The organism is Corynebacterium sp. NML 150383, assembly GCF_002285085.1.
GTDB lineage: Bacteria > Actinomycetota > Actinomycetes > Mycobacteriales > Mycobacteriaceae > Corynebacterium > Corynebacterium gottingense.
The window spans coordinates 156,013-179,617 of record NZ_NSGK01000005.1 but is presented as its reverse complement, the minus strand read 5'-3'; the positions used below and the strand labels follow the sequence as shown (position 1 = coordinate 179,617).

General features: G+C 67.7%; 20 protein-coding genes. 12 read left to right on the top strand and 8 right to left on the bottom strand.

Annotation, left to right across the window (positions count from 1 at the left end; all coding sequences use genetic code 11):
* Positions 1 to 96: 96 nt before the first annotated feature.
* The gene (gene dnaA / locus CKJ85_RS07045) at positions 97 to 1,707 is read right to left on the bottom strand and encodes a chromosomal replication initiator protein DnaA (RefSeq protein ID WP_095545562.1); all 1,611 of its coding nucleotides are present in this window, start codon (positions 1,705 to 1,707) and stop codon (positions 97 to 99) included.
* Positions 1,708 to 2,657: 950 nt separating this feature from the next.
* Here dnaA and rpmH point away from each other — a divergent pair.
* The 9 genes from rpmH to CKJ85_RS07000 all read left to right on the top strand — a co-directional run bounded on the left by rpmH (position 2,658) and on the right by CKJ85_RS07000 (position 9,750).
* Positions 2,658 to 2,795: a 50S ribosomal protein L34 gene (gene rpmH, locus CKJ85_RS07040; protein WP_095278661.1), complete on the top strand. Its 138-nt coding sequence runs from the start codon at positions 2,658 to 2,660 to the stop codon at positions 2,793 to 2,795.
* Positions 2,796 to 2,831: 36 nt separating this feature from the next.
* The gene (rnpA, locus tag CKJ85_RS07035) at positions 2,832 to 3,212 is read left to right on the top strand and encodes a ribonuclease P protein component (protein ID WP_095535533.1); all 381 of its coding nucleotides are present in this window, start codon (positions 2,832 to 2,834) and stop codon (positions 3,210 to 3,212) included.
* Complete coding sequence (gene yidD, locus CKJ85_RS07030) at positions 3,212 to 3,562, top strand: membrane protein insertion efficiency factor YidD (protein WP_173783235.1); 351 nt, start codon at positions 3,212 to 3,214, stop codon at positions 3,560 to 3,562. Before rnpA ends, yidD begins: the two co-directional genes overlap by 1 nt.
* Before the next feature lie 9 nt (positions 3,563 to 3,571).
* Positions 3,572 to 4,552, top strand: a complete 981-nt coding sequence (yidC, locus tag CKJ85_RS07025; RefSeq protein WP_095553871.1) for a membrane protein insertase YidC — start codon at positions 3,572 to 3,574, stop codon at positions 4,550 to 4,552.
* Positions 4,553 to 4,721: 169 nt separating this feature from the next.
* Positions 4,722 to 5,342 (top strand): 16S rRNA (guanine(527)-N(7))-methyltransferase RsmG, encoded by a 621-nt coding sequence (rsmG, locus tag CKJ85_RS07020; protein WP_233126991.1) that lies wholly within the window; start codon positions 4,722 to 4,724, stop codon positions 5,340 to 5,342.
* Between the two features lie 12 nt (positions 5,343 to 5,354).
* The gene (locus CKJ85_RS07015) at positions 5,355 to 6,374 is read left to right on the top strand and encodes a ParA family protein (protein ID WP_095553869.1); all 1,020 of its coding nucleotides are present in this window, start codon (positions 5,355 to 5,357) and stop codon (positions 6,372 to 6,374) included.
* Between the two features lie 3 nt (positions 6,375 to 6,377).
* Positions 6,378 to 7,586 (top strand): ParB/RepB/Spo0J family partition protein, encoded by a 1,209-nt coding sequence (locus CKJ85_RS07010; protein ID WP_095553868.1) that lies wholly within the window; start codon positions 6,378 to 6,380, stop codon positions 7,584 to 7,586.
* A 28-nt stretch (positions 7,587 to 7,614) separates the two neighbouring features.
* Positions 7,615 to 8,307, top strand: coding sequence for a hypothetical protein (locus CKJ85_RS07005; RefSeq protein ID WP_198947149.1), 693 nt, complete (start codon positions 7,615 to 7,617; stop codon positions 8,305 to 8,307).
* 108 nt (positions 8,308 to 8,415) lie between these two features.
* Positions 8,416 to 9,750: an RNA-binding domain-containing protein gene (locus CKJ85_RS07000; protein WP_095553867.1), complete on the top strand. Its 1,335-nt coding sequence runs from the start codon at positions 8,416 to 8,418 to the stop codon at positions 9,748 to 9,750.
* Positions 9,751 to 9,812: 62 nt separating this feature from the next.
* On the opposite strand, the gene CKJ85_RS06995 is transcribed toward CKJ85_RS07000, so the two are convergent.
* The 7 genes from CKJ85_RS06995 to CKJ85_RS06965 form a co-directional block, all read right to left on the bottom strand.
* Complete coding sequence (locus CKJ85_RS06995; RefSeq protein WP_095553866.1) at positions 9,813 to 10,994, bottom strand: N-acetylmuramoyl-L-alanine amidase; 1,182 nt, start codon at positions 10,992 to 10,994, stop codon at positions 9,813 to 9,815.
* 102 nt (positions 10,995 to 11,096) lie between these two features.
* Positions 11,097 to 11,420, bottom strand: a complete 324-nt coding sequence (gene trxA / locus CKJ85_RS06990) for a thioredoxin (RefSeq protein ID WP_095535540.1) — start codon at positions 11,418 to 11,420, stop codon at positions 11,097 to 11,099.
* Positions 11,421 to 11,565: 145 nt separating this feature from the next.
* Entirely contained in the window at positions 11,566 to 12,594 is a 1,029-nt protein-coding gene (gene trxB / locus CKJ85_RS06985; protein ID WP_095553865.1) for a thioredoxin-disulfide reductase, read from the bottom strand.
* A gap of 111 nt (positions 12,595 to 12,705) precedes the next feature.
* A complete protein-coding gene (locus CKJ85_RS06980; RefSeq protein ID WP_095535542.1) occupies positions 12,706 to 13,260 on the bottom strand; it encodes an RNA polymerase sigma factor in 555 nt (184 codons plus the stop codon).
* A 124-nt stretch (positions 13,261 to 13,384) separates the two neighbouring features.
* Positions 13,385 to 17,092, bottom strand: coding sequence for a murein biosynthesis integral membrane protein MurJ (locus tag CKJ85_RS06975; RefSeq protein ID WP_095553864.1), 3,708 nt, complete (start codon positions 17,090 to 17,092; stop codon positions 13,385 to 13,387).
* 13 nt (positions 17,093 to 17,105) lie between these two features.
* Entirely contained in the window at positions 17,106 to 19,751 is a 2,646-nt protein-coding gene (locus CKJ85_RS06970) for a hypothetical protein (RefSeq protein ID WP_095553863.1), read from the bottom strand.
* Complete coding sequence (locus CKJ85_RS06965) at positions 19,748 to 20,713, bottom strand: NUDIX hydrolase (protein ID WP_095553862.1); 966 nt, start codon at positions 20,711 to 20,713, stop codon at positions 19,748 to 19,750. Before CKJ85_RS06965 ends, CKJ85_RS06970 begins: the two co-directional genes overlap by 4 nt.
* Positions 20,714 to 20,868: 155 nt before the next feature.
* Here CKJ85_RS06965 and CKJ85_RS06960 point away from each other — a divergent pair, with 155 nt between their 5' ends.
* The 3 genes from CKJ85_RS06960 to CKJ85_RS06950 are packed head-to-tail and all read left to right on the top strand — an operon-like array spanning position 20,869 to position 23,387.
* A complete protein-coding gene (locus tag CKJ85_RS06960; RefSeq protein WP_369825031.1) occupies positions 20,869 to 22,293 on the top strand; it encodes a CCA tRNA nucleotidyltransferase in 1,425 nt (474 codons plus the stop codon).
* A gap of 39 nt (positions 22,294 to 22,332) precedes the next feature.
* On the top strand, positions 22,333 to 23,049 hold the full coding sequence (locus CKJ85_RS06955; RefSeq protein ID WP_233126990.1) for an AzlC family ABC transporter permease: 717 nt from the start codon (positions 22,333 to 22,335) through the stop codon (positions 23,047 to 23,049).
* Entirely contained in the window at positions 23,049 to 23,387 is a 339-nt protein-coding gene (locus tag CKJ85_RS06950) for a branched-chain amino acid transporter permease (protein ID WP_095535545.1), read from the top strand. The genes CKJ85_RS06955 and CKJ85_RS06950 overlap by 1 nt, the downstream gene beginning before the upstream one ends.
* The last annotated feature ends 218 nt before the right edge of the window (positions 23,388 to 23,605 follow it).

The following is a 23,605-nucleotide window of genomic DNA, read 5'->3' as shown; positions in this document are numbered from 1 at the left end:
ATTACACAGGTGTGGAGAAGTCTGTGGAGAGTGGTAAGAGAGTGACTTCTGGGGTTTTTGTGATCTTGTGGGGCGGAATAGCGCCGGCCCCACGGCCTAGCCCATGCGCGCCTTGTTCTTGATCATCTGCGTGAGCTCCTGGATCTCGTCGTAGGTGCCACGCTTTTCCGTCATTTCCTTGCGGATCTTCCGGTCCGCGTACATGACGGTGGTGTGGTCCTTGCCGCCAAACTCGTCGCCGATCTTGGGCAGCGAGAGCTCGGTGAGCTCGCGGCAGAGGTACATGGCGATCTGGCGCGCGTGCGCCACCTGCCGGGCCTTTCCGGCACCGGTGAGCTGCTCCAACGAGAGTTTGAAGTACTCCGCGGCCGCCTGCTTGATGGCGTCCGCGGTGATGTTCACGTCGGCCTCGTCCGGCAGGATGTCGCGCAGCGCGTGGTGCGCGGCCTGCAGGTCAACCGGCTTGTTGGACAGCGACGAGTACGCGGACACGCGGATGAGCGCGCCCTCCAGCTCGCGGATGGAGGACTGAAACTGCGACGCGATCAACTCGAGGACGGAGTGCTCGACCTCGGTGCCGTCGGCAGCCGCCTTCTTCATCAGGATGGCGATGCGGGTCTCCAGGTCCGGCGGCTGGACGTCGGTAATCAGCCCTCCCTCGAAGCGGGTGCGCAGGCGGTCCTCCAGGGTGGTGAGCTGCTTCGGCGGGCGGTCCGAGGACAGGATGATCTGCTTATTCGCCTGGTGCAGCGCGTTGAAGGTGTGGAAGAACTCTTCCTGCGTACCTTCTTTACCCTGCAGGAACTGGATGTCATCCACCATGAGGATGTCCAGGTTGCGGTAGCGGCGCTTGAACGATTCCTGCCGGTCATCGCGCACGGAGTTGATGTAGTCGTTGGTGAACTCCTCCGAGGACACGTACTTGATCCGCAGCCCCGGCTGCAGCACCTGCGCGTAATTCCCCGCCGCGTGCAGCAGGTGCGTCTTGCCCAGGCCGGATCCGCCCCAGATGAACAGGGGGTTGTAGGCGCGGGCCGGTGCCTCAGCGACCGCGAGCGCCGCGCCCGCCGCGAAGCGGTTGGACGAGCCGGTGACGAAGTTTTCAAACGTGTACTTCGGGTTCAAGTTCGCCGCCCGGTCCGGGTCGTGCGCCGGCTCCTCGCGCGGGATGCGCCGCGGCACGGTCGGGTGGCCCTGCCGATGCTTTTGCTGCTGCGCGTGCATCTGCGCAAGCTCGTCCAGCCCCATCGGTATCTGCTCGCCCGGCCCCGCATCCTGCGCAAATTCCTCGGGCACGGAGGGTGCGTAATCGCGCTGCGGGGGCATGCTTGTCGACGCCACCGGCCCCGGCACTTCCGGCTCAGCAGGTTGTGGGGGCTGCGGCGCGGCGGGCGGCTCAGCGGCAGGAGGCGGCGTGCTCTCCGCCGCCGGTGCGACGGACACCGCGAGGATGCACGGCCCGCCGAGCTGGGCGGCGAGCAGGTTGGTGATGTGCGGTGCCAGCGAATCCTCAATCACCGTCTTCGCCGCGTGGTGGGGGACGGAGAGGACCGCGTAGCCGTTGACCAGCATGACCGGGGTGACCAGCTGCAGGTAGGAGCGCTCTTTGAAATTGAGCTGCGGGACCGAAGAGTCGGGTCGCTCTGAGAGCTGCAGCAGCTGGGTGACGGTGTCACGCCAGAGCGATTCGATCTGTTGCTCGGCCACGGTTACTCCTGTTCTTTCCTCGACATGGGGCTATGGGGTTCTTGGGGTCTGGATTGGTCCTGCGGGGCGCAGGAGGAATGCGCGGCGCGGCTTATGCAACTCTGCAACTTTGTGAAATTACAAAACCCACCGCGGAATCCACCGAATCCGGCGGTGCCTCCACAGGCTGGCGGGGACCGGGATGGGCCCTCACCTGTTGTTCCACAACTTTATCCACAGGTGTGAATAGCGCCACCGTCGGGTTCTATCCACAGGTGTGTGCGCAAACTGTGGATAACATTTCTCAACCCTAAAGCTGTGGTTGAACTGGGGTAATGGCGGGTCCCTCGGAGAAGTCTCAACTCATACTTCACAGTTATCCACAGGCTTGTGCACTGAATGCTTGTGAAATTGTGGTGATAAGACATTGTTACCCGCTGTCACCTCAGCGTGTCTAACGGTGTCGTGCCGGAGAACCTGTGGAATTCGAAAACGGATCGAACACGTGTCAGCGACCCGCTCCCCTCCCCGCCCGTTGAGCCCCACGTTGCCGGGCCGATTGGGCCGACTACCTGCGAAAAAACACAGTTATGTAATTTCGGGTGCCCCCGTTCGTCCCCGCGAATCCTGTCGGAGTGTCGATTTGTCGCCCGGAGGAAAAATCACGTACCCTAGTGGAGTCTGTCGCGCTAGTCGCACTGGCCGTTGCCCCGCGCAGCGCCTTGCACTCGCGCGCTTGAGAGCACTACCCGCGCCGAGAACCGGGCCCCCGCAAGGGCGAGTCAGCGCAGGTAGCGCATGCGGCCTTCACCCAGTACGCGGTGAAGCGCGATCTCAACACCATTTTTCTACCGGAGGCGGCCACTGCCCCGGGAGGACGGGAGCACTGCTCACGGATGCTCTGCACAGAACATCCGTGCCGCGCAGCGCCCCCGACCGCTGGTCGCCGTGACGCATACAAGGAGTCCACCGTGTCCAAGCGGACTTACCAGCCCAACAACCGTCGTCGCTCGCGCAAGCACGGCTTCCGCGCCCGCATGCGTACCCGCGCCGGCCGCGCCATCGTTTCCGCGCGCCGCAAGAAGGGCCGCGCAAAGCTGACCGCGTAGTCGCGCCGTAGCTGCACCAATTCAGGGTTCACCACCGTGCTGCCGCGCCCGCTGAAGCTTGCGTCATCCAGCGACTTTCGTCGCACGATGCGCAAGGGGACGCGGGGCGGCTCCCGCACACTGGTGGTGCACCTGAGAGCCCGAACCGACACCGCCGTGCGCGGCGGACCTCGGTTCGGGCTCGTGGTGTCTAAACAGGTGGGGAACGCGGTGACCAGGCACGCGGTGTCCCGCAAACTCCGGGCCGTCGCGCGCACGCAGGCGGAGGCGCTGCCGCGCGAATTCGACGTGGTTATCCGAGCGCTTCCTGTGTCGGCCACGGCGTCGAGCGCTGAGCTGGCCGGAGACCTCGAGCGCGCGGTCCGCAAGGCGCGCGCCAAAATCGCCAAACCACCACAAGAGCGGACAACCCGCTGATGGCGTACTACAACTTCGCCGGCGGCCGGATCCCCAGCCCTCCCGGGCCGGCGGCGGCCGCGCTGGTGAAGCTGGTGCGCCTCTACCAAAAGTACGTGTCACCCCTTAAGCTGGGTGGGACCTGCCGATTTTTGCCCGTTTGCAGTGCGTACGCACTCGAGGCGGTCGCGCGACACGGTGCCGTGAAAGGCACCGCGCTCGCGGCCGCCCGCGTGTGTAAGTGCGGGCCGTGGCACCCAGGTGGCTACGACCCTGTGCCGGGGAGTATTCCGGCGGGGGCGGGGGCGTCGACAAGCGCCCAAAGCTCCAGCGTGCAGGCAACGGACACACGACAAACCGATGAGGAGTAACTGCCAAAAGTGCTGAACTTCATTTATTGGCCGATTTCATGGGTGCTGTGGGCGTACCACAAACTCTTCGGCGCAATGCTCTCGCCAGACTCGGGCCTCGCCTGGGCGCTGTCTATCATCATGCTCACGGTGACCATCCGTGCGCTGCTGATCAAGCCGATGGTCAACCAGATGCGCTCCATGCGCCGCATGCAGGAGATGCAGCCGCGGATGCAGGAAATCCGCGCGAAGTACAAGAACGACCAGCAGAAGATGGCCGAGGAGACCCAGAAGCTGTACAAGGAGATGGGCACCAACCCGCTCGCCTCCTGCCTGGTCCCGCTCGTGCAGATGCCGGTGTTCATCGGCCTGTTCCACGTGCTGCGCTCGTTCAACCGCACCGGCAACGGCCCGGGTGCGCTCGGCCTGTCGGTTGAAGAGAACCGCAACATTGCCAACTACGCCTTCTCGCCCGAGGACGTCCGCTCCTTCCTGGACGCCAACATCTTCGGCGTCCCGCTGTCGGCGTACATGTCCATGCCAGAAGACGCGTTCGCCGCGTTCACCGGTGTGGAGGACCTCACCCGGACCAAGATCATCGCGGTCTGCCTGCCGATGGTCATCCTGTCCGCGCTGTTCACCCACCTGAACGCGCGCATGTCCATCCAGCGCCAGCAGGCCCGCCGCGCGGCCGGCAAGGTGAACAAACCTCAGGGCGAGAACGCGCAGATGATGGACCAGCAGATGCAGATGATGAACAAGATGATGCCCTGGTTCCTGCCGGCCATGATCCTGTTCACCGGCTTTGTCTGGCACGTCGGCCTCCTGTTCTACTCGCTGTCCAACAACATCTGGACCTTCTTCCAAACCCGTGTCGTGTACGCGAAGATGGACAAGGAAGAAGAAGAGGAAGAGGCCGCCAAGCGCGAGGCCAAGCGCGCCTCCGCCCCGGCCGTCGGCGCCCGCAAGGTGGACAAGCGCACCAAGAAGCAGCGCAAGCAGGGCAAGTAAGGGTTGCTCACTCAAACCCGTCGCCAGTTGGCGGCGGGTTTTTTCGTGCCCGATTCCAGGCGTCCAACTGGGTTGGCGGAAGTGAACGCGCACAATTGCCCCAATGTTGGGCGCGTTTACTAGAGTCGGAGTGCAAACAATTCCCCTTTGTGTAAAGGAGCGCACAGCCGTGTCGGAACAGACCCCCGCTATCGCGCGCACCGTCTTCGGTGACCGCCTGGGGCTCGCGGAGCAGTACCGCGAGTCGCTGGCCACCGTGGCCGCGCAGCGCGGCTTCATCGGGCCGAAGGAGGTGGACCGGCTCTGGGGCCGCCACATCCTCAACTGCGCCGTCGCCGCCGAGGCGTTCGCGGAGGGCGCCCGCATCGCGGACATCGGCTCGGGCGCGGGCCTGCCGGGCATCCCGCTGGCCATCGCGCGGCCGGACCTGGACGTGACGCTCATCGAGCCGCTGCTGAAGCGCTCCACCTACCTCGGCGAGGTGACCGAGCAGCTGGGGCTGGACAACGTCACGGTGATCCGGGGCCGCGCCGAGGAGCAGCAGCGCGGCCAGTTCGACGCCGTCACCTCGCGGGCGGTGGCGCCGCTGGGCAAGCTCGCCGGATGGTCCTTGCCGTTGGCCAAGCACGGGGGCGTCATGGTGGCGATGAAGGGGGCGTCGGTAAGCGAAGAGCTCGAGCGAGACGCCGCGGAAATCCGGAAGGCGGGCGGCGGAGAAGCCACCATCTCCCAGGTCGGCGAGGGCCTGCTGGAGCAGCCGACCACCCTGATTACAATCGTGCGAAAGTAAGGGGGAGCGAATATGGACGAGCAGAATTTCGACGACACCCCGATCATGGCCGCGGCGCACCGGGCCACCCAGATGACGTCTGGGCGAGCGAAGCTGCCTAAGCCGGAGCAGCCGCGAGTGCTCACCATTGCCAACCAGAAGGGCGGCGTGGGCAAGACGACGACGGCGGTGAACATGGCGGCGTCGCTGAGCAAGCAGGGCCTGAAGGTGCTGGTGATCGACCTGGACCCGCAGGGTAACGCGTCAACGGCACTCGGCGCCGAGCACACCTCCGGGACCGTGTCCAGCTACGAGGTGCTCATCGGCGAGGCCGAGGCCGCCGACGCCGTGCAGGCGCACGCGGAGAACCCCAACATCTTCTGCATCCCCGCCACGATTGACCTGGCGGGAGCCGAGATCGAGCTGGTCTCCATGGTGCGGCGCGAGTACCGGCTTCACGACGCTATCCGGCGCGGGTTCCTCGACGAGCACGGCTTTGACTACGTGTTCATCGACTGCCCGCCGTCCCTCGGCCTGCTTACCATCAACGCAATGACCGCGGTGGACGAGGTGCTTATCCCCATCCAGTGCGAGTACTACGCGCTCGAGGGCGTGGGCCAGCTGCTGGGCAACATCGGCATGATCCGCGAGCACCTGAACCACAACCTGCACATCTCCGCGATCCTGCTCACCATGTACGACGCGCGCACGCGCTTGGCCGCCGACGTGGCCGCCGAGGTGCGCGACCAGTTCGGCCAGGTGGTGCTGAACAACGTCATCCCGCGCTCGGTCAAGGTGTCCGAGGCCCCCGGCTACGGGCAGACCGTGATTGATTACGATCCCGGCTCCCGCGGGGCGCTCGCGTACTTCGACGCGGCGCGCGAGCTGGCCAACCGCGGCGACTACCAGCCGCACGAGACGACCGGGCCGATCGGTGTGAGCCCCGAGGTGTTCGCGGAGCTGGATAGCGACGGGGACGCGGGGGAAGATGCTGAAGGTTCAGCAGGTTCTGACGGCACTGTAGGCACTGTAGGCACTGAGGGCGAGGAGTAGCACATGGCACAGCAACGCAAAGGCGGACTCGGGCGAGGCCTGGCCGCACTGATCCCGTCCGCGCCGTCGACGACGGATACGACCGGGAAGACGGGCGCGATTGGCAACGGCGCCTCCGACATCATCTTCGGCGACGGCAAGGCCGCGCAGCGCGCGGAGGCGCCGAAGCCCGGCGAGGAGACCAACAACGCCAGCACCGGAGCGGGCCACAATGCAGGCGCCGACGGCGCTGCGAATTCCGGCAAGGCCGAGAACTCAGGCAAGAAGAACAAGAAGGACAAGCAGCGCAAGAAGGTCAAGGGCGCCCCCACCGTGGGCGGCTCGCCGCGTGGCCCGATCGCCGGCGCCCCGACTGTCTCCGCCGCGAAGGACAACGTCATGCAGCCGGTGCCTGTGGGCGCGCGCTACCAGGAAGTGCCGCTGGGGCAGATCATCCCCAACCCGAAGCAGCCCCGCCAGGTCTTCGACGAAGACGAGCTGGCCGAGCTGGTGCACTCCATCCGCGAGTTCGGCCTGCTGCAGCCGATCGTCGTCCGCGACACCCAGGACGGCTTCGAGCTAATCATGGGCGAGCGCCGCTGGCGCGCGGCCTCCAAGGCCGGCCTCAAGCACATCCCGGCGATCGTGCGCGAGACCTCCGACGAGGACATGCTCCGCGATGCCCTCCTGGAAAACATCCACCGCGTCCAGCTCAACCCGCTGGAAGAGGCCGCCGCCTACGAGCAGCTGCTCAAGGAGTTCGGCGTCACCCAGGAGCAGCTGGCGGACAAGCTGGGCCGCTCCCGCCCGGTGATCACCAACGCCATCCGCCTGCTGCGCCTCCCGGTGGACGTGCAGCGCCGCGTCGCCGCGAACGTCCTCTCCGCCGGCCACGCCCGCGCCCTCCTGGGCGTGAAGCTGGACAGCGACGAGCAGACCTCCGCCGCGCAGAACGAGCTGGCCAACCGCATCGTCGCCGAGGGCCTGAGCGTGCGCGCCACCGAGGAGGCCGTCACGCTGCTGAACAACAACGGCGCCCTGCCCGAGAAGAAGAAGCGCGAGCCCCAGCCGCAGCCGGAGTTCCTCACCAACGCCGCGAACTCCCTCGCAGACGCCTGGGACACCAAGGTCTCCGTGACCATGGGTAAGCGCAAGGGCAAGATCGTCGTCGAGTTCGGCGACAAGGACGATTTTGACCGCATCATGGGCCTGATCCAGGGCGAGCAGGACTGATCGGACCGGCGGAACGTCAGGGGGACGGGTGCCAACGCAACCACGCGCGCAGCTCGTGCCGGTGCACGCCGGCACACTCGCCCGCATCCACCGGCGCGCCGCCGACACCGTCTTCTGGGAGCTCGACCCGCCGAGGTCATCCCCGCGCCACGCCGACACCGAGTTCACCGTCCAGCGCTCTGAGCTGGACAAAGAGGCCTGGCTCATCGCGCGCTGCTACGAGCAGTACCCCATCGGCCACTCCATCGCGGAGGTGAGCGCCGACGAGGGCGCGCTGGCCACCATCCTCTTCTGCCCGCCGGAATTCGCCCCGGGCGCCTCCCGCTTCCCCACCGCACCCATTAGCCAAGACGCATGGGTCATCACGAGCCTGCACATCGACGCCCGAGCCCAGCGCCGCGGTTACGAATCGGTACTCCTCGACGCCACCATCGCCGCCGCCACGAGCGCGGGCGCACAGGCCCTCGAGGTCTTCGGCCTCCACGAGCCCTCCGCGCGGGACTCAACGCTTGACGACGCCACCGCGCAGGCCCACAGCCCCATCGCCCGCCACGCCGCCGCAATCGGTCTGACAGAGGTCCCCATTCTCGAGTCCGCCGGCTTCCGCATCGTAGACGACCACCCGCTGCTGCCCCGCCTCCGGCTCTCGCTGCCGCCTGTATTCGACCTCATGGAGGACCAAGAAATCGCCGACCTGCTAGCAGAAGCGCCGGCGGTCTGATTCCATCACCACACCGATTCCGCCCACCAGTGTGCCCACATTCCATCATTCAATCAGACGGTGCCGGACGAATCGAACTGGCGAATACCAATGATGTAAGCTATCGGCATGCGCGCTGAGGAAATGGCTGATCAAATCGCCCTGGGACAGGGAATGACCAGGGCGTTTGCGCGTCGTAAATCTGCCGCTTTCATCAACGAGCGCCGCGTGATTGAAACGATGGCGTCCATGGCCAACGCCGAGGGCGGCACCCTTTTCATCGGCGTGGATTCGGACGGTTCAATCAGTGGCTGCTATCCCTTCCACGGTGATCGAACCGACCCCGCGCAGCTGGCCATGGCGGTGCGTCGCTACACCAACCCGCCGCTGGAGGTTGACGTGAGTGCCGCGCGGCTCGGCGGCGCCGAGGTGATCGCGGTGCGGACCGACGCGCACCCGAGCCCCGTCGCCACCGCGTGGGGCACCTACCGCACGCGGCGCCTCAACGAGCGGGGCGTGGCAGAGGCGGTCGGCATGGACCCGACATATCTGTTCACGCGTTACCGCGATGCAAACGGGGTCGACTGGGCGCTCTCCCCCGCCCGCGGTGCCGCCCCGGACGACATCGACCCGGAGGCGATTGCGAGCTTCCGCGAACTGGCGGCGAGCCACGGCGGCGACGCGCTTGCCGCGCAGCGCTCCGACGAAGCGCTCGTCCGCGCGCTCGGGTTCCGCACCGATGCGGAGCACCCGCTGACGCTCGGCGCCATCGCGCTCTTCGGCCGCACGGAGGCGATCCGTACGCACCTGCCGTACCACCAATTGGTGTTCTCGGACCGTCGGGTCTCGCATCGGACGTCGCGAAGCGTGGCCCCCTTGGCCACGATGCTCAGTGCGCTCACCGAGCACCGCGCCGCGCTCGGCCCCGCGTTTCCGCTGGTGATTAACGCGCTCGTCCACCGCGACTACTCGCTGCCCGCGCCCGTCTACGTGGCGCTGGAGGAAGACTTCACCAGCATCTCAAGCCCCGGCGGCCTGCCGCGCGGAGTGGACGCGGAGGCGCTCGCGGAGGGTCGGCCCGTCTACGCGCCGCGCTCGCTGCACCTGAGCACCGCGGTCTCGCTCACCGGGCTTACGCGCGGCGCCGGAACGGGGTACCCGGAGGTCGCGCGGACGCTGTCCGCCGCAGACCTGGACCCGGTCAGCTTCGCGGGCACTCACGGGCAGGGCGTGACGGTGACGGTGACGCAGCACTCAAGCGCCCCGGTCGCGGTGAAGGGCAATGACGCGATGGCGCTGGGCGCGGTGCAGCGCGCGGGCCGCGCGGGCCTAGCCAGCGGCGACGTCGCCGCCATCACCGGCTTGAGCCAGCAGCAGGCGTACCGCGCGTTGCGCAAGCTTGTCGACGCCTCACTGATCCGCAAGATCGGCTCGACCCGGACCACCAGGTACTACGCAAAGTAGCCCAGGCGCGGAACCCCGAAACCTTCCCCGTAATTTCCCCCGCTATTTCCCCCAGCAGGAACCTACGCGCGCTCCTCGCGCAGCAGGTCCTGGAACGAGTAGCTGCCCGTCGGCTGGTTGTCGGATTCCAGCAGGTAGAGGCGCTTGACGGCCACGACGATGGACTCCGCGATCGCGTCGCGCTGCGCGGGATCCGTGAGTACGGCCAGGTCGCCCGGGTTGCTCAGGTAGCCGGCCACCACTTCCACCGACGGCATGCGCGTCATGCGCAGCATTTCCCAGGTGCGGGCGTGGTTGTGGCAGTTCCGCAGGTTGGTGCGGGCGGCGATCTCGCGCTGGATGTAGCCGGAGAGCGTCTCGCCCGTCATGGAGGAGCTGCCGATCTCGGACCCGAAGTAGAAGGTGGCCACGCCGTTGGCCTTCTCGTTCGGGTAGTGGTCTAGCTGCAGCGAGATCACCAGGTCGGCCTTGAACCCGTTGGCCAGGTCGGCGCGCGCCTTCGCCGACGGGTTGTCGCCGCGGGTGCGGGAGATGATGGTCTCCACGCCCGCGGCGATCATGCGGCCCTCGACGCGCTGCGCCAGGTCCCACACGATCTCTTCTTCGGTGATGGGGCCGTACGGGCCCTGGACGGTCACGCCTGTGTCGGTGCCGCCTAGGGCGGGGTCAATGACCACGCGCTTGCCGGTCAGGTGTGGGCCGGCCTGGCGGACGTGCTCGCGCTCGCGGATGGCGTTGGCGGAGCCGCCGGTGATGCGCCGGCCCAGCAGGCTGAGCGCGTGGAGGGTTTCGGGGCCGCAGAGCCCGTCGTCCTCGAGGCCGGAGTTGAGCTGGTAGGTCATCACCGCTTCGTGGGTGCGGCGGCCGAAGCGGCCGTCGATGCGGTGCGCGTAAAAGCCCAGTTCGTGGAGTTGGGTCTGCAGTTGCGCGACGTCATCGCCGACGAGCTCCTGGCTCGGCTGGTAGCTCAGGACGCGGTTGCCCAGCTTGTACGACGCCTGGCGGAGCTCGCGGAGAGTCAGGTCATCGATGTCGCCGGTGGGCATGATGCCGCGCGACTGCTGGAAGGCTTTGATGGTGTCGGCCAGCGTGGCGTCGAAAAGCATCTCTTCCTGCGAAAACTGGCGGGAGTTCCACTCATCGATGGAGCCCTCGTAGCCGCTGAGCAACCCTAGACGCGCGAGTGTTGAGCGAACCTCAGCAACCCGGGCACTGGAGTCGCCGACGCGAAGAGTTGCACGCACTGGGGGCCTTTCTGACGAAGCGGTTGACACGTATACCTATTACATCCTACGTGGGTGAGGCGGCCGCGCGCGAAGCAGCACGTCGGCACGCCGCGGACCCAGCTAGAGCAGCGGCTCGATGCGGGAAAGGATCTCCTGTTTGGGCCGGTAGTTGGTGAACTCGTCGACCTTTTCACCGTCCTTGTACAGCAAGACGGTGGGGATGCTGAACACCTGGAACATGGCGGTCAGGGTGCGCTCGGTGTCCGCGTCGATCTTGACCACCTTGAGCTTGCCGTCGTACTCGGCGGCGATCTCGTCCAGCACCGGGGCGAGCCGCTGGCAGGGCTGGCACCACTCGGCAGAAAAGTCCACGAGGACGGGCAGCTCCGACTCGATGACCTCGGACTTAAAGGTGTCCTGGGTGACGTCCACTGGTGCGCTCACGGTGCAACTCCTTCACGTGTTCTCGGTTCCGGCTCCCCTAGTCTAGTCGCGCCCGCTAAATCCCCGGCTCGCGCGCCCGCCCAGCGAAGTAACAGAACCATTACATCTTGCTGGGCCACGCTTCACGACGCCCACGCGCCTCGACCTACAGCGTGTTGAGGTAGTGCTGCGCGTCGATCGCGGCACGGCAGCCGGAGCCGGCGGCGGTGATGGCCTGGCGGTAGATGTGGTCGACCACGTCGCCCGCGGCGAAGACGCCCGGGACGCTGGTTTTGGTCGTCGGGTCCTCCACCTGGATGTAGCCGCCCTCGTCAGTAGCGACCTGGCCCTCCAGGCAGGCGGAGCGCGGGTCGTGGCCGATTGCCACGAAGAGCGCGGTGGCGTCCAGGACGGACTCCTCGCCGGTCTGGGTATTGCGGACCTTCAGGCCGCTGACCTTGCCGTCTGCCTCCTGCACCTCGTCGACGACGGTGTTGGTGATGAACTCGATCTTCTCGTTGTCGCGGGCGCGGTCCAGCATGATCTGGGAGGCGCGGAAGTTCTCCGAGCGGTGGATGATGGAAACTTTGGAGCCGAAGGTGGTGAGGAAGGTGGCCTCCTCCATCGCGGAATCGCCGCCGCCGACCACGGCGATGTGGTGGTCCTTAAAGAAGAAGCCGTCGCAGGTCGCGCAGGTGGACACGCCGCGGCCGGTGAGCTCCTCCTCGCCCGGGATGCCCAGGTGGCGCGGTGCGGCGCCGGTAGCGAGGATGATTGCGCGGGCCTTGAACTCCTCGCCGTCGACGTAGACCTTCTTCACGTCGCCGGAGAAGTCGACGCGCTCGACCAGCTCGGGGCGCAGCTCCGCGCCGAACTTCTCGGCCTGGGCGCGCATGCTGGACATGAGCTCGGGACCCATGATGCCGTCCTCAAAGCCGGGGAAGTTTTCGACCTCGGTGGTGTTCATGAGCTCGCCGCCGAACTCGTAGCCCTCAAACACCAGCGGGGACAGCTCTGCGCGGGCCGCGTAGAGGGCGGCGGTGTAGCCGGACGGGCCGGAGCCGACGATGATCACGTCGTGCACCTTCTCATCGCCGCTGCCCTTCGCCGGTGCGGCCTCCGGCTCGCCCTTCTTCTCGGCGGGCGTATCGCCCAGCACGTTCATAGAAAGCAGGTTGAAATCTGGCTTTGTCATGCGTCCTCCGCCTCATCATCGCGATTGTGGTTGTAGCCGTAATCTCGCAACAGTCTACTGCCCCACTCAACGCGCCACGCCCGCGGGAGATTCCCGCAGTTCAGCGCTACGTTAGCCGCGCGCCAGGAGTTGGTCCGCCACTGCGGAGCGGGCGCGGGAGCGGCGGGACTTCACCGTCCCGGGCTTGACGCCCAGTTCCTTGGCGGCGTGTTCGACGGAGAGCCCGTGGACGTCGATAAGCAAGAGGGCCCCTCGCTGCGCGCGAGGCAGCGCGGCGACAGCGTTGCGCACGGTCATGTAGGAATCGAGCGCGCGCAACGGGTCGTGGGCGAGGCTGGCGTTGCGGTCCCGGTCGACGGCCTCCTCGTTGTCAATACTCACCTCGAAGTCCTTGCGCGACGTGCGGCGCAGGTGGTCGATCGCGGCGTTGACCGTCATGCGGTGCAGCCACGTCCCCAGCTTGGATTCGCCGCGGTAGCGGTGCAAGTTGCGGTAGGCCTTCAACAGCGCCTCCTGCACGATGTCCTGCGCGTCCTGGTCATTGTGCGTGTGCGTACGCGCCACGCGGTAGAGCTGCGGGCCGTGCTTGCGCACAATATCCGTAAACGCAGCCGGGTCGCCGGTTGCGTGCGCGCGGACGAGCTCGCGGTCAGTCCGATATGACATGTTTCCCCCAAAATTCCCCCGAATGATGTGTTCCCGCGCACAATTATGCCCGATCCGCCCCCGTTGCGGGGAGGGACCGGGCAATAATATTCAGCGCTTGGGCTCAACGCTTATCGACGCCACGTCACCGCAGCTCCGTGTAGCCAATCACCGAAACCTCTTTGACCTCCACACTGTTCGACTTCTCAAACGCCGGCAGCTGGAGGATGACGCCGCGCAGCTTCACGTCGTCGGTGACGTCGACGCTGTTCTGCCCCGGGTGGAACTTGCCCTCCGCGAGCTTGGGCAGCGACTGCACGTCCAGCGCGCCCTCCTGCTCTGCGGGGAAGTCCGCGGGCACGCCGTAGATCTCGTAGGGGCCGCCGTCGGAGGTGGTGTCAATGAGCATCTGCTCCACGTTGACGGCGCCGGCGGACTCCGGCGGGGCGAGCTTGACGCCTTCACCGCGGGTGACGGTGGCGCTGGTCGCGCGGTCGCCGTCGACCACCGGCGAGAGGTCGGTGCCTTGCGCTGCGTCCTGCGCCGCGCCGATCGCCGTGGCCTCGAGCGGCCCGATGATCACGGGCAGCCCTGCGGACTCTGTGGCCTCCTGCGCTTCCCGCTCCAGGTTTTCCGCGCCCTGCTCCACCGAGTTTTGCGTGACCGGAGAGTTGATGTCGTTGCCGGAGAACAGTCCGACCAGCGAGGTGGTGAGGATCGCGATGAGGACCACGGCGCCGACCGCGATGGCCGTCAGCAGCGTGACCGTGATCGTGCCGTAGCGGCGCGAACCGAAGCCACCGGGGACCTCGTCCGGGTCGTGGGTGGTCTCTGCGATCGGCTCGACAAGCTCGTCCTCGGTGGCAGTCTCTTCGGACGCCTCGTTGGCGGACGCCGCGGCGGTGGCGACGACGGTCGAGCCGCCCCGGTTGGCGGAGGTGGGCTCCTCCCCCGGTGCCGGCAGGTTCGCCTCGCGGCGCAGCGCGTCCTCGAGGTCGTGGAAGTCGCTGTTTTCGATCGCGTCGGCGTCGACAAGCGCCCTGGTGCGCTGCGTGATGCCGTCGAGCGCGTCGGAGTTGACGTTGGTGGTGAGGAGCTGGAGCGCGGACGCGAAGGCCTCGGCGTCGGCGGGGCCGGACGCATCCGGAAGGACGGCGGGGAACGCGAGGCGGACGTGGCCGTCGGTGTCCACGCGCAGGCGCTGGCGGTTGTCCAGGCCGAGCGGGATGCCCTGCTCGTGGGCGGTGGCAAGCGCCCCGGCGAGCGGCGCGAGCGCGTTGGCCACGGCCTCGGTGTGCAGGGTCTGGCCGCTCTCGGCGACCGCCTTTACCGAGGAGCCCTCGATCCAGTCCGCCACGATGAGGGCGCCGGAGCGGTAGGACAGGATCTCAATGTTGTCGGCGATCGCGGGGTGGCCCAGGCGCGCGAGCTTGCGGGTGCGGCGGGCAACGCCGGCGGCCTGCAGGGCGGCCTCGCGCGGGGTGACGGGCGCCATCGGTGCGGCGCCGGTGGTGTCCACGAAGGTGAGCGCCACGGGTGCGCCGGTGGACAGCTCGCGCGCCTGCCAGAAGCGGGCGCCGGTGGTGGCGCCGTGGTCGCGGATGAGGCGGAAGCGGCCGTCGGACACGTTCGCGCCCGGGACGAGGCGCGGGCCGCGGACCACGCCGGCGGACATCGGCGGCGGGACCGGGCTGGCGTTGAAGGTGTCGGCAACGAGGAACTGGGTGGACACGTCGCGCGGGTCCACCTCGCCGACCTCGATGGCGGCGGTGTCGTCCGGCCGGATGAAGCGGCCCAGGCCCGGGATGCGGGTGAGCGCGCGGCCCAGGTTCTGCACCTCAGGCAGCTTCGAGCGCGAGAGCACCAGGCCGGTGACGATGAGGAAGAGGACGCCCAGGATGGCCACCTCGATGAGGAATCCCAGCGAGGGCAGGCCGATCAGCGAGCCCAGCGCGCGCGGGACGTTGATGCCGGCGACGTCGCGGACCAGCCAGCGGATGAGGAACGTCACGGCGATGCCGACCACGCCCGCGCCGGCGGCCCACAACGAGGTGCGCATGACGGTGCCGGCCTCTAGCGTGCCGAGCTTGCGGCGCAGCAGGAACGCGCCGATGAGCGCGCCGGCGATGAAGCCGAAGCCGTTGGCCGCGCCGAGCAGCACCACCACGGACTGGGTGGAGTCGGCGACCATGGGCGCGAGGTAGCTCAGCACGATCTTCGTGGCGGTGATGCCGGCGATGATCATGGTGGGCGTCCACGCCTCCTCGCGCGCGTAGAACACGCGCAGGTGCAGCATGACGAGCGCGTACGGGATGAGTGTGAACGCGGAGAAGCTAATCGTCAGGCCGAGGGTGCGGGCGGTGTCGCCGTCGAAGTTGCCGTAGGCGAATAGGGCGTGCCCGATGTCCGGGCCCAGCGCCGTCATGAAGACGATGATGGGGATCAGCGCGATGAAGGTCAGCTTGGTGCCCAGCGTGAGGTCGCGCACGACGGCCTCGTCGTCGCCGTCGGCGGCGTTGCGCGACAGGCGCGGCATGATCGCGGTGAGCAGCGTGACGCCGATGATGCCGTACGGCACCTGCAGCAGCATCCAGTGCTGCTGGTAGATGATCGGCGCGGCCTCGCTCGCCGTCGAGGCGATGCGCGTGGTCACGATGTAGCCCGCCTGGCTGATGGCCACGTACGTAATGATGGCCAGCGCCATGCCGCCGAACTGCTTGAGGCGATCGTCGATGCCCCACAGCGGCCGCAGGTCAATCCGCAGCTTCCGCAGCGCGGGCATCATGATGAGGCACTGCACCACCACGCCGAGCGTCGTGCCCAGGCCCAGCAGCGCGACGTGCGGATTGCTTATCGACGCCGGCGCCGCCGGATTCAAACTCCCCGGCAGCAACATATAGAGCAGGAGCACCGCGATGGAGACCACGTTGTTTGCCACCGGCGCCCAGGCACCGGGCCGGAAGTGCTCCTTCGTGTTCAGGATCGCCATGAACAGTGAGAAGAGCCCGTAGAAGAAGATCTGCGGCAGCACCAGGAAGGCGAACGAGGTCGCCTGGACCACGTTGACCTTGCCCTCGTCGTCCAGGAAGAGCCGCGTCAGCAGTGGCGCGCACGCGACGGCGAGCACGGTGACCACCGTCATGAGCGTGACGGTGAGGGTGAACAACTGCCGGATGAAGCGGGCGCCGTGGTCCTCGTCTTCCTTTTCGGCGCGCACCAGCACCGGCACCACCAGGGCGGTGAGGACGGAGCCCAGCACGATCTCGGTGATGATGTTGGGCAGGGTGTTGGCCGTGTTGAAGGCGGAGGCGACCGCGGGGCCGAGCGCCGCGCCGATGAGCACGGTGCGGATGAAGCCGGTGACGCGGGAGATGAGGGTGGCCACCGCCATGGAGCCGGTGGCGCGCACGACCGAGGTGTTGCTGGTGCCCTCCTCGCCGTCGCCGGTGTCCGCGGCGCTGGTGCCGCTGTCCTTGTCGGTTTTGGTTGGGGCCTCGAGCGTTGCGGTCGCCGCTGCGGCGCCTGCTCCGGCCCCCACTGCCCCGGCGGGTGCGTCCAGGTCCTCGTCGTCGATGTCGACGACGTGGATCGTGTCCGTGGAGGCTGCGTCCTTGCTCTCCTTGTGGTCCCTGTTGTCCCTAGCGTTGCCTCCGGGCTGCCCGGACTGCGCGGCTTCGGACTCGCTGCTTTCGCCCTTGGGGCTGGTGGTCAGCATCGATTTGTCGGGCTGGTTCGGGTCCTCTTCCGGGCCCTGAACCTTGGCCGGTGGTTGCGGCACCGGGGCGGGCGGCGCCGGGGTGACGATGCGCCGGCGTAAGCCAGCGGTGCGCTCGGCGTCATCCTGTTGTGTCACGGATGTTCTCCAATCACGGGTTTGGTGGTTCGTCCGGGTTGTGCGGCTGCCTGTTTGGCGGCTGGGCTGGTGGCGCGAGTGGCGGCGGGTCGTTCCCGGTCGCCGCCGGCGCGTGCTCGCCCGAGTTGGGGGCCCGCGAGCGTCGCTTCCGCCCGACCGTGAGCGCGAGCAGCACCGTCACGACGGCGCCGAGCGCGGCGACGAACACCCACCCGCGGACGGCGATCGCCGCGGTGCGCACGGTGATGTCCACGGGCTGCGACATCGGCGCGCCCTTCGGCCCCGCGAGGAACAGCTGCAGGTCGGTCCCCCGCTTCGCCTCCGGCAGGTCCGCCGTCATCTGCACGGTCACGGAGCCCCGCGCGGGTATCCGCATCTCGCGCGGCACGTTGAGCGTCGCGCCCTCGGGCCCGCGGTACTGAATCGATGTTTGCACGGGCAGCGGCATGCCGTTTTGGGCGACGATGAGCAAGGGGCTGCTTGGCGACGTCCGCGTGTACACATTCCCCGGCGGAATCAGCGCAACCGAACTCCGCAGCTCGGTCAGCGTGTCCCTGGAGCCGGCGAGTCGGCCGCTCGTCGCGGCGGCGGCGTCGGAGTATTCGTGCACGCTGCGCCGCTCGTCCGTGCTCAGCGCGGTGATGAGGTCGCGGCGCAGCGGGAGCGTGTACCCGTAGCGGGTCAGTGCGATGGAGGAGTCCGGCGCAAGCAGCTCGGTGAGGTCGTTGGTAAACCGCGCCTGCTGCGTGGTGGCCATGATCTCGGAGTCGGTGAACGCACCCGGGTCGGAGTACGGGGTGCCCACGTTCGCGGCGGCCGGAACCTCTGCGGGCGCCTCCAGGTAGGCGTTGAGCGAGACGGGCTGCGCCCCGCCGTTGGTCACCAGGTCCGCCACTGTGCCCAGCAGCACCGACGCGGTGTCCGCGTCCCACGTCGCGGGCGGGTTCACCAGCACCGGCTCCGTCGCCGGTTCGCCCTCCCACGTCCACGCCTGCTGCGCAGCGAGGCGGATGGCCGATGCAGCGTTGACGGCGCGCGAGTGGTCGGAGTCCATGGTGTAGTCGAAGCGGGTGACCTCGGGGGCGTAGGACACGGTGGTCGGTGCGGGACCGACGGTGGCGAGCACCGATGCCAAGTCGTCCTGGTACCCCACCGCGAGAACGTTCGGCGCGGCCCACGCGAACCGCTGCGCCGCGGGGCCGTCCCCTTCCGATGTTTCACGTGAAACATCGCCGGCGGGTGACCCGGACTCGATTGTGTTGCCGGGGAGCAGCACGCGCACGGTCTGCACGGGCTTGGGCGCCGCGGCGGAGCTCGCGGAGCCGGGCGTGTTCGCCTCCAGGGCGTCGACGCCAGGGTGCTCGGCGGCCGCCTGCGCCGCGAGCGCCTCGGTGCGCTCCCACGCGGCCTGCATCCCCTCCTCGGCGACGGTGGACCGGGAGTGGTCCGCCCACCCGAGGGCCGGGATGCTCTCCCCCTCCAGCGCCGTATTGCCGGGCACGACCGTATTGAGCATCCCCGCGTTGCCCAGGATGCGCTCCAGGACGGTCGGGCCGCGCTCGATCGCCTCGCGCATGAGCCACGGGTCCCCAGTGCGCGCGACGGCGTCGAGGTCGGCGTTCGCCCACGGCAGGGCCACGGTGCAGCTTTGCGCAGAGACCTGCCGGAGTTTTTCCAGGAACGCGGACGCGTCTTCCTGACCCGGCCCGGGGGTCGCCGACCAATCGTTGTCGTGGGAGCCCCAGGAGTCGCGGAGTCGCTGCGGCTCCTTCACCACCGGCTGGCGCTCCTGCGCGATGACGTAGCCGCGGCTCATCCGGTCGACGGTGTCGACGAGCGCCGGGTCGATGGCGGCACACGTGGCCTCGCGGACCGCGGGCGTCTGCGTCGCGGCGAGGTAGCCGTCCACGAGCTGGTCCAGCCTTCCGCCGGGCGCGATCTCGGTGGCCAGGGCGTCGGAGGCGAGGACCAGCTGTGGCTCCTCGGGCGCGTCGCCGGTCTCCCCGGGGACGATGTCCACCGGCGCGGCAATTGGGTACAGGGCGGTCATGCCGCCGGGGGCGGCGCCGTCGGCGAGCCCGCGCACCGTGAGGTGGAAGCGCTCGGAGTCGAGCGGGGCGCCGTTGGCGTCGACAAGCACCAGGCTCACGGGGTACGTGCCGAGCGCGCTGAGGCCGAGGGAATCGCTGTGCAGGTCGACGTCGATCTCGGCGGACTCGCCCGCGGCGATACGCTTATCGACGCTCACGCGCTCCCCCGCCACGCCGTACTCGCCAGTCGCCGCGATCGTGGCCATGCGCTGGTCCGCGACGGAGCCGGTCAGCGGGCCGCGGCGGGGAACGATGCTCAGGCCCTCGAGCGTGCGCTCGGACGTATTGGTGACGCGAAGTTTCACGTGAAACGGATCGTGCGCCTGGAGCGAGTCCGGTGCCTCGATCGCGGCGAGCCTGGCCAGCGCGCCCTCCCCCTCGCGGACGTTGGGGTTGACCCACTGGTCCGTCACCGACGGGTCGGCCGGGTCGGTGGGCACGGGGAGCGTCGCCGGGATGCCCGCGGCGGACAGGCCCGGTGCGCCGACGACGAAGAGGGCCGCCGCGCCGAGCGCGCCGACCGCCCGCGCGTGCATGGGTCTGGTGCTCTCGCCGTGGCCGTGGGTCATCGCGGGGTGACCCTTCCGGCCTCAAACTCGGCACGCGCCAGGTCCGGGAGACGGTCGTACGCCACGCGGGCCAGTTTGCGCTCGTCCGCGTAGGCGAGCCGCTCGATGAGCTCGCTCAGCGGCACCCAGGCCACCTCGGTGACTTCGGGGTCCTCGTCGTTGAGGATGCCGTCGACGTAGCGGAGCAGGTTGTGGTGCACCGTCTTGTGGATGCGCACCCCCTCGGAGACGAACCAGTAATCGATCGTGCCGAGGGTGTCGAAGGCCTCGCCGACGATGCCGGTCTCCTCCCACACCTCGCGCTCCGCGGTGCGCCACTGGTGCTCGCCGTCCTCCACGTGGCCCTTGGGCATGGACCAGAGGAGTCGCCGGCGGCGGTCGAGGCGCCCGATCAGCGCCACGTACAGCTGCGACATGTCCACCTTCTTGGTGTCCGGGTTCACCGCCTCAGCGAGCCCGGATACGACGAGGCCGCCCGCCGACGTCTCGTCGCGCGTGACCATCCCCGAGTTCTCGTGGTGGCTGTAGTGCGATTGCCGACGATTCCCGCCCCGGCCCCGCTTCCGCCGCGCAGCATTCTTGCCGCCCTTGGGGTGCTTGCCCTTGCCGCCCTTGGCGTTGTCCTTTCCGTTGGACTGGTTCTTCGGCTGGTTTTTGGTCTGGCTTCCGCCGCGCCCGCGGTGGCGGCGGCGCCGACTTCCACGGCCCCGGTTGCTGTTGCCGCCACCGTTCTCGCTGTGCTTGGCCTGGCCGCCCTGCTGGTTGCCCTGGCCCTGGGCGCTCTGCCCACCCTGGCCGCCCTGGCCGCGCGAGCGACGCCGGCGGCGCCGGCGCCTCGGCCGTCCGCCGTTGGAATCCGCTCCCCTGGCGCCGCCGGCGCCACCGCTACCGCCGGCGCCGTTGGGACGGGCGTCGGTGCGGTTGGGTGCGGAGCCCTGGGAGGGCCGTGTGTTCTCGTTCATCCGCCTTATCGTATCGGTCAGCGGGCCGTTTGTGGTATTTAACAGGCCCTTACGGTCCACGGGAACGGGCAGGTATCGTGTGACGGGTGACTACGCCGAAGACTTACCCTCCCCTGTTCGACCTCCCCGACGCTGACGACCCCAACGCGGCGGCGGTGTTGTTGGCGCGTGCGCAGGGGAGCGTCGATAAGCTTTCCCCATTCTTGACGCCGCTGGCCGCTCGTTTCGCGGAGCGCGGCGAGACCTTATATATGGTCGGCGGGCCAGTGCGCGATGCGATGCTGGGCAAGCTCGGGCACGACCTCGACTTCACCACTTCCGCGCGGCCGGAGGTGACGCAGGAGATCCTTAGCGAGTGGGGCGAAAACACGTGGGACGCGGGCATCGAGTTTGGCACCGTCGCCGCGGTGAAGCACGGCAATCAGGTCGAGATCACGACGTTCCGCGCCGATCTGTACGACGGCGTGACGCGCAACCCCGAGGTCACCTTCGGCGACACGCTCGAGGGCGACCTGGTCAGGCGCGACTTTGCCTGCAATGCGATGGCGATCGAGCTTTCGCTTGTCGACGCCACCCTCACCCCCACCTTCCACGATCCCGTCGGCGGACTCGACGATCTGCTCGCGCGCCGGCTCGACACGCCCCAGGCGCCGGAGATCTCGTTCCGGGACGATCCCCTGCGCATGCTGCGCGCCGCCCGCTTCGTCTCCCAGCTCGGTTTCGAGGTCGCGCCGCGCGTGTTCGACGCGATGCGCGCAATGGCCGGCGAGATCGGCCGCATCACCGTCGAGCGCGTGCAAGCGGAGCTGGACAAGCTCATGCTCGGTGCGCGCCCTTGGGAGGGCATCGATCTGCTCGTGCAGACAGGTCTTGCCGACGAGGTGCTGCCGGAGATTCCAGCGCTGCAGCTGGAGCAGGACGAACACATGCAGCACAAAGATGTGTACCGCCACTCGCTGACGGTGCTGCGTCAGGCGACCGAGCTGGAGGACGAGGGCCCGGACCTGAAGCTGCGGTGGGCGGCGCTCATGCACGACATTGGCAAGCCGGATACCCGCGCGGCCAAGGAGGGCGGTGGCGTGAGCTTCCACCACCACGAGGTGGTCGGGGCGAAGATGACGCGCAAGCGCATGCGGAAGCTGAAGTACCCGAAGCACGTGATTGAGGATGTGGGTCAGCTCGTGTTTCTGCACATGCGCTTCCACGGCTTCGGCGAGGGCCAGTGGACGGATTCCGCGGTGCGCCGCTACGTCACCGACGCCGGCGACCTCCTCCCCCGGCTGCACAAGCTGGTGCGCGCCGACTGCACCACGAGAAATCCAAAGAAGGCACGCCGCCTGCAGCGCACTTATGATCATTTGGAAGAGCGCATCGCGGACATCGCGGCCAAGGAGGACCTCGCCCGCGTGCGCCCCGACCTTGACGGCAACGAGATCATGCAGATTCTCGGGCTCGAGCCAGGCCCCCAGGTGGGCAAGGCGTGGAAGTACATGAAGGAACTGCGACTCGAGCGCGGCGAGCTCGACCACGACGAGGCGGTCGCGGAACTCAAGGCGTGGTGGGCGTCGCAAAGCGAATAGCGGGCTGACCCGGCCCGCGGGAGGGTAAGTGGAGCAACATTGCATGTTTCACGTGAAACATTGGATGAAGTCCGCGCGGGCATCAAGGACACGTGGCTCGTCGGGCTGGGGTTGATCCCGCTCGGCCTCGCGTTCGGCCTCCTTATGACCCAATCCGGCTTCGCCTGGTGGTGGACGCCGATCTTTTCAGTGGTCATCTACGCAGGGTCGATGGAGTTCCTGGCCATCAATATGGTCGCGTCCGGGATCGGGCCGCTGTCTGCCGCCGTCACTGGCGTCATGGTGAACTTCCGCCACATCTTCTACGGGCTCACCTACCCGCGCCACCTCATCCGCTCGTGGTGGGGCCGCCGCTACTCCGCGTACGCGCTTACCGACGAGACCTACGCCATCGTCTCCGCCCGCGGCCCCAACGCCCCGGTGAGCGGTCCCCGGCTACTAACCATCCAGGTGGTGTGCCAGCTGCGGTGGGTCATCCCCGGCATCGTCGGGGCGCTCGCCGGCCAAATCATCCCGCCCGACGTGCAAGGCATGGAGTTCGCGCTCAACGCGCTGTTCATCGTCCTGGCGTACGAGGCCCTGCAGTCTTCCCGGGACTTCGGGGCCGTCGTGCTTGCAATGGGGATGGGCATTCTGGCGATGGTGCTGGTGCCCTCCTCGATGCTCATGGTGTCACTGATTGCGTACTTCCTCCTCTTGCTCGTGCGTTACTGGGTTCCGGCGTTGGACAAGAAACTCACGTGGAGGGTGCGCTAATGGGACTGCCTGTTGGGATTACCGCGTCGATGGTGTGGGCGGTCCTCATCCCAGTCTGTTTCGTCACAGTAGCGTTAAGGGCCCTGCCCTTCTCCTTCCTCAAACTGCTCAAGGGCAGCCCGTTCATTGAGTTCCTCGGGCTCTACATGCCCGTCGGCGTGATGACGGTCCTCGTGGTGTACACGATTGGCGGCGCATCCTATGCCCCGGGCGGGGTTGGCGCTGCCCTGATCGCGAGCGTCGCTACGCTTGCGCTCCACGCTTGGCGACGCTCCCCCGGCCTCTCAATCTTCGCCGGCACACTTTTGTACATGGCCTTGGTGAACCTGGTGTTCTAGGTTCGGCGGTGTGTTGGGGCCGGGGGCCGGTAAATACCGATAGTAAGGCCCCGACAACGCGCTCCTGGGCGGCGAGAACGGTATCCTCATATCGGTATCTGAGCGTGCCACGGGCGTAGCGCCGACACAATCCTCCCCCGATGTCCATAGAACTCTGGACAAATACAGAAACGTAGCGGTACCCTTGCCCGCAATGCCGACCAAAGGCATGGAATGTG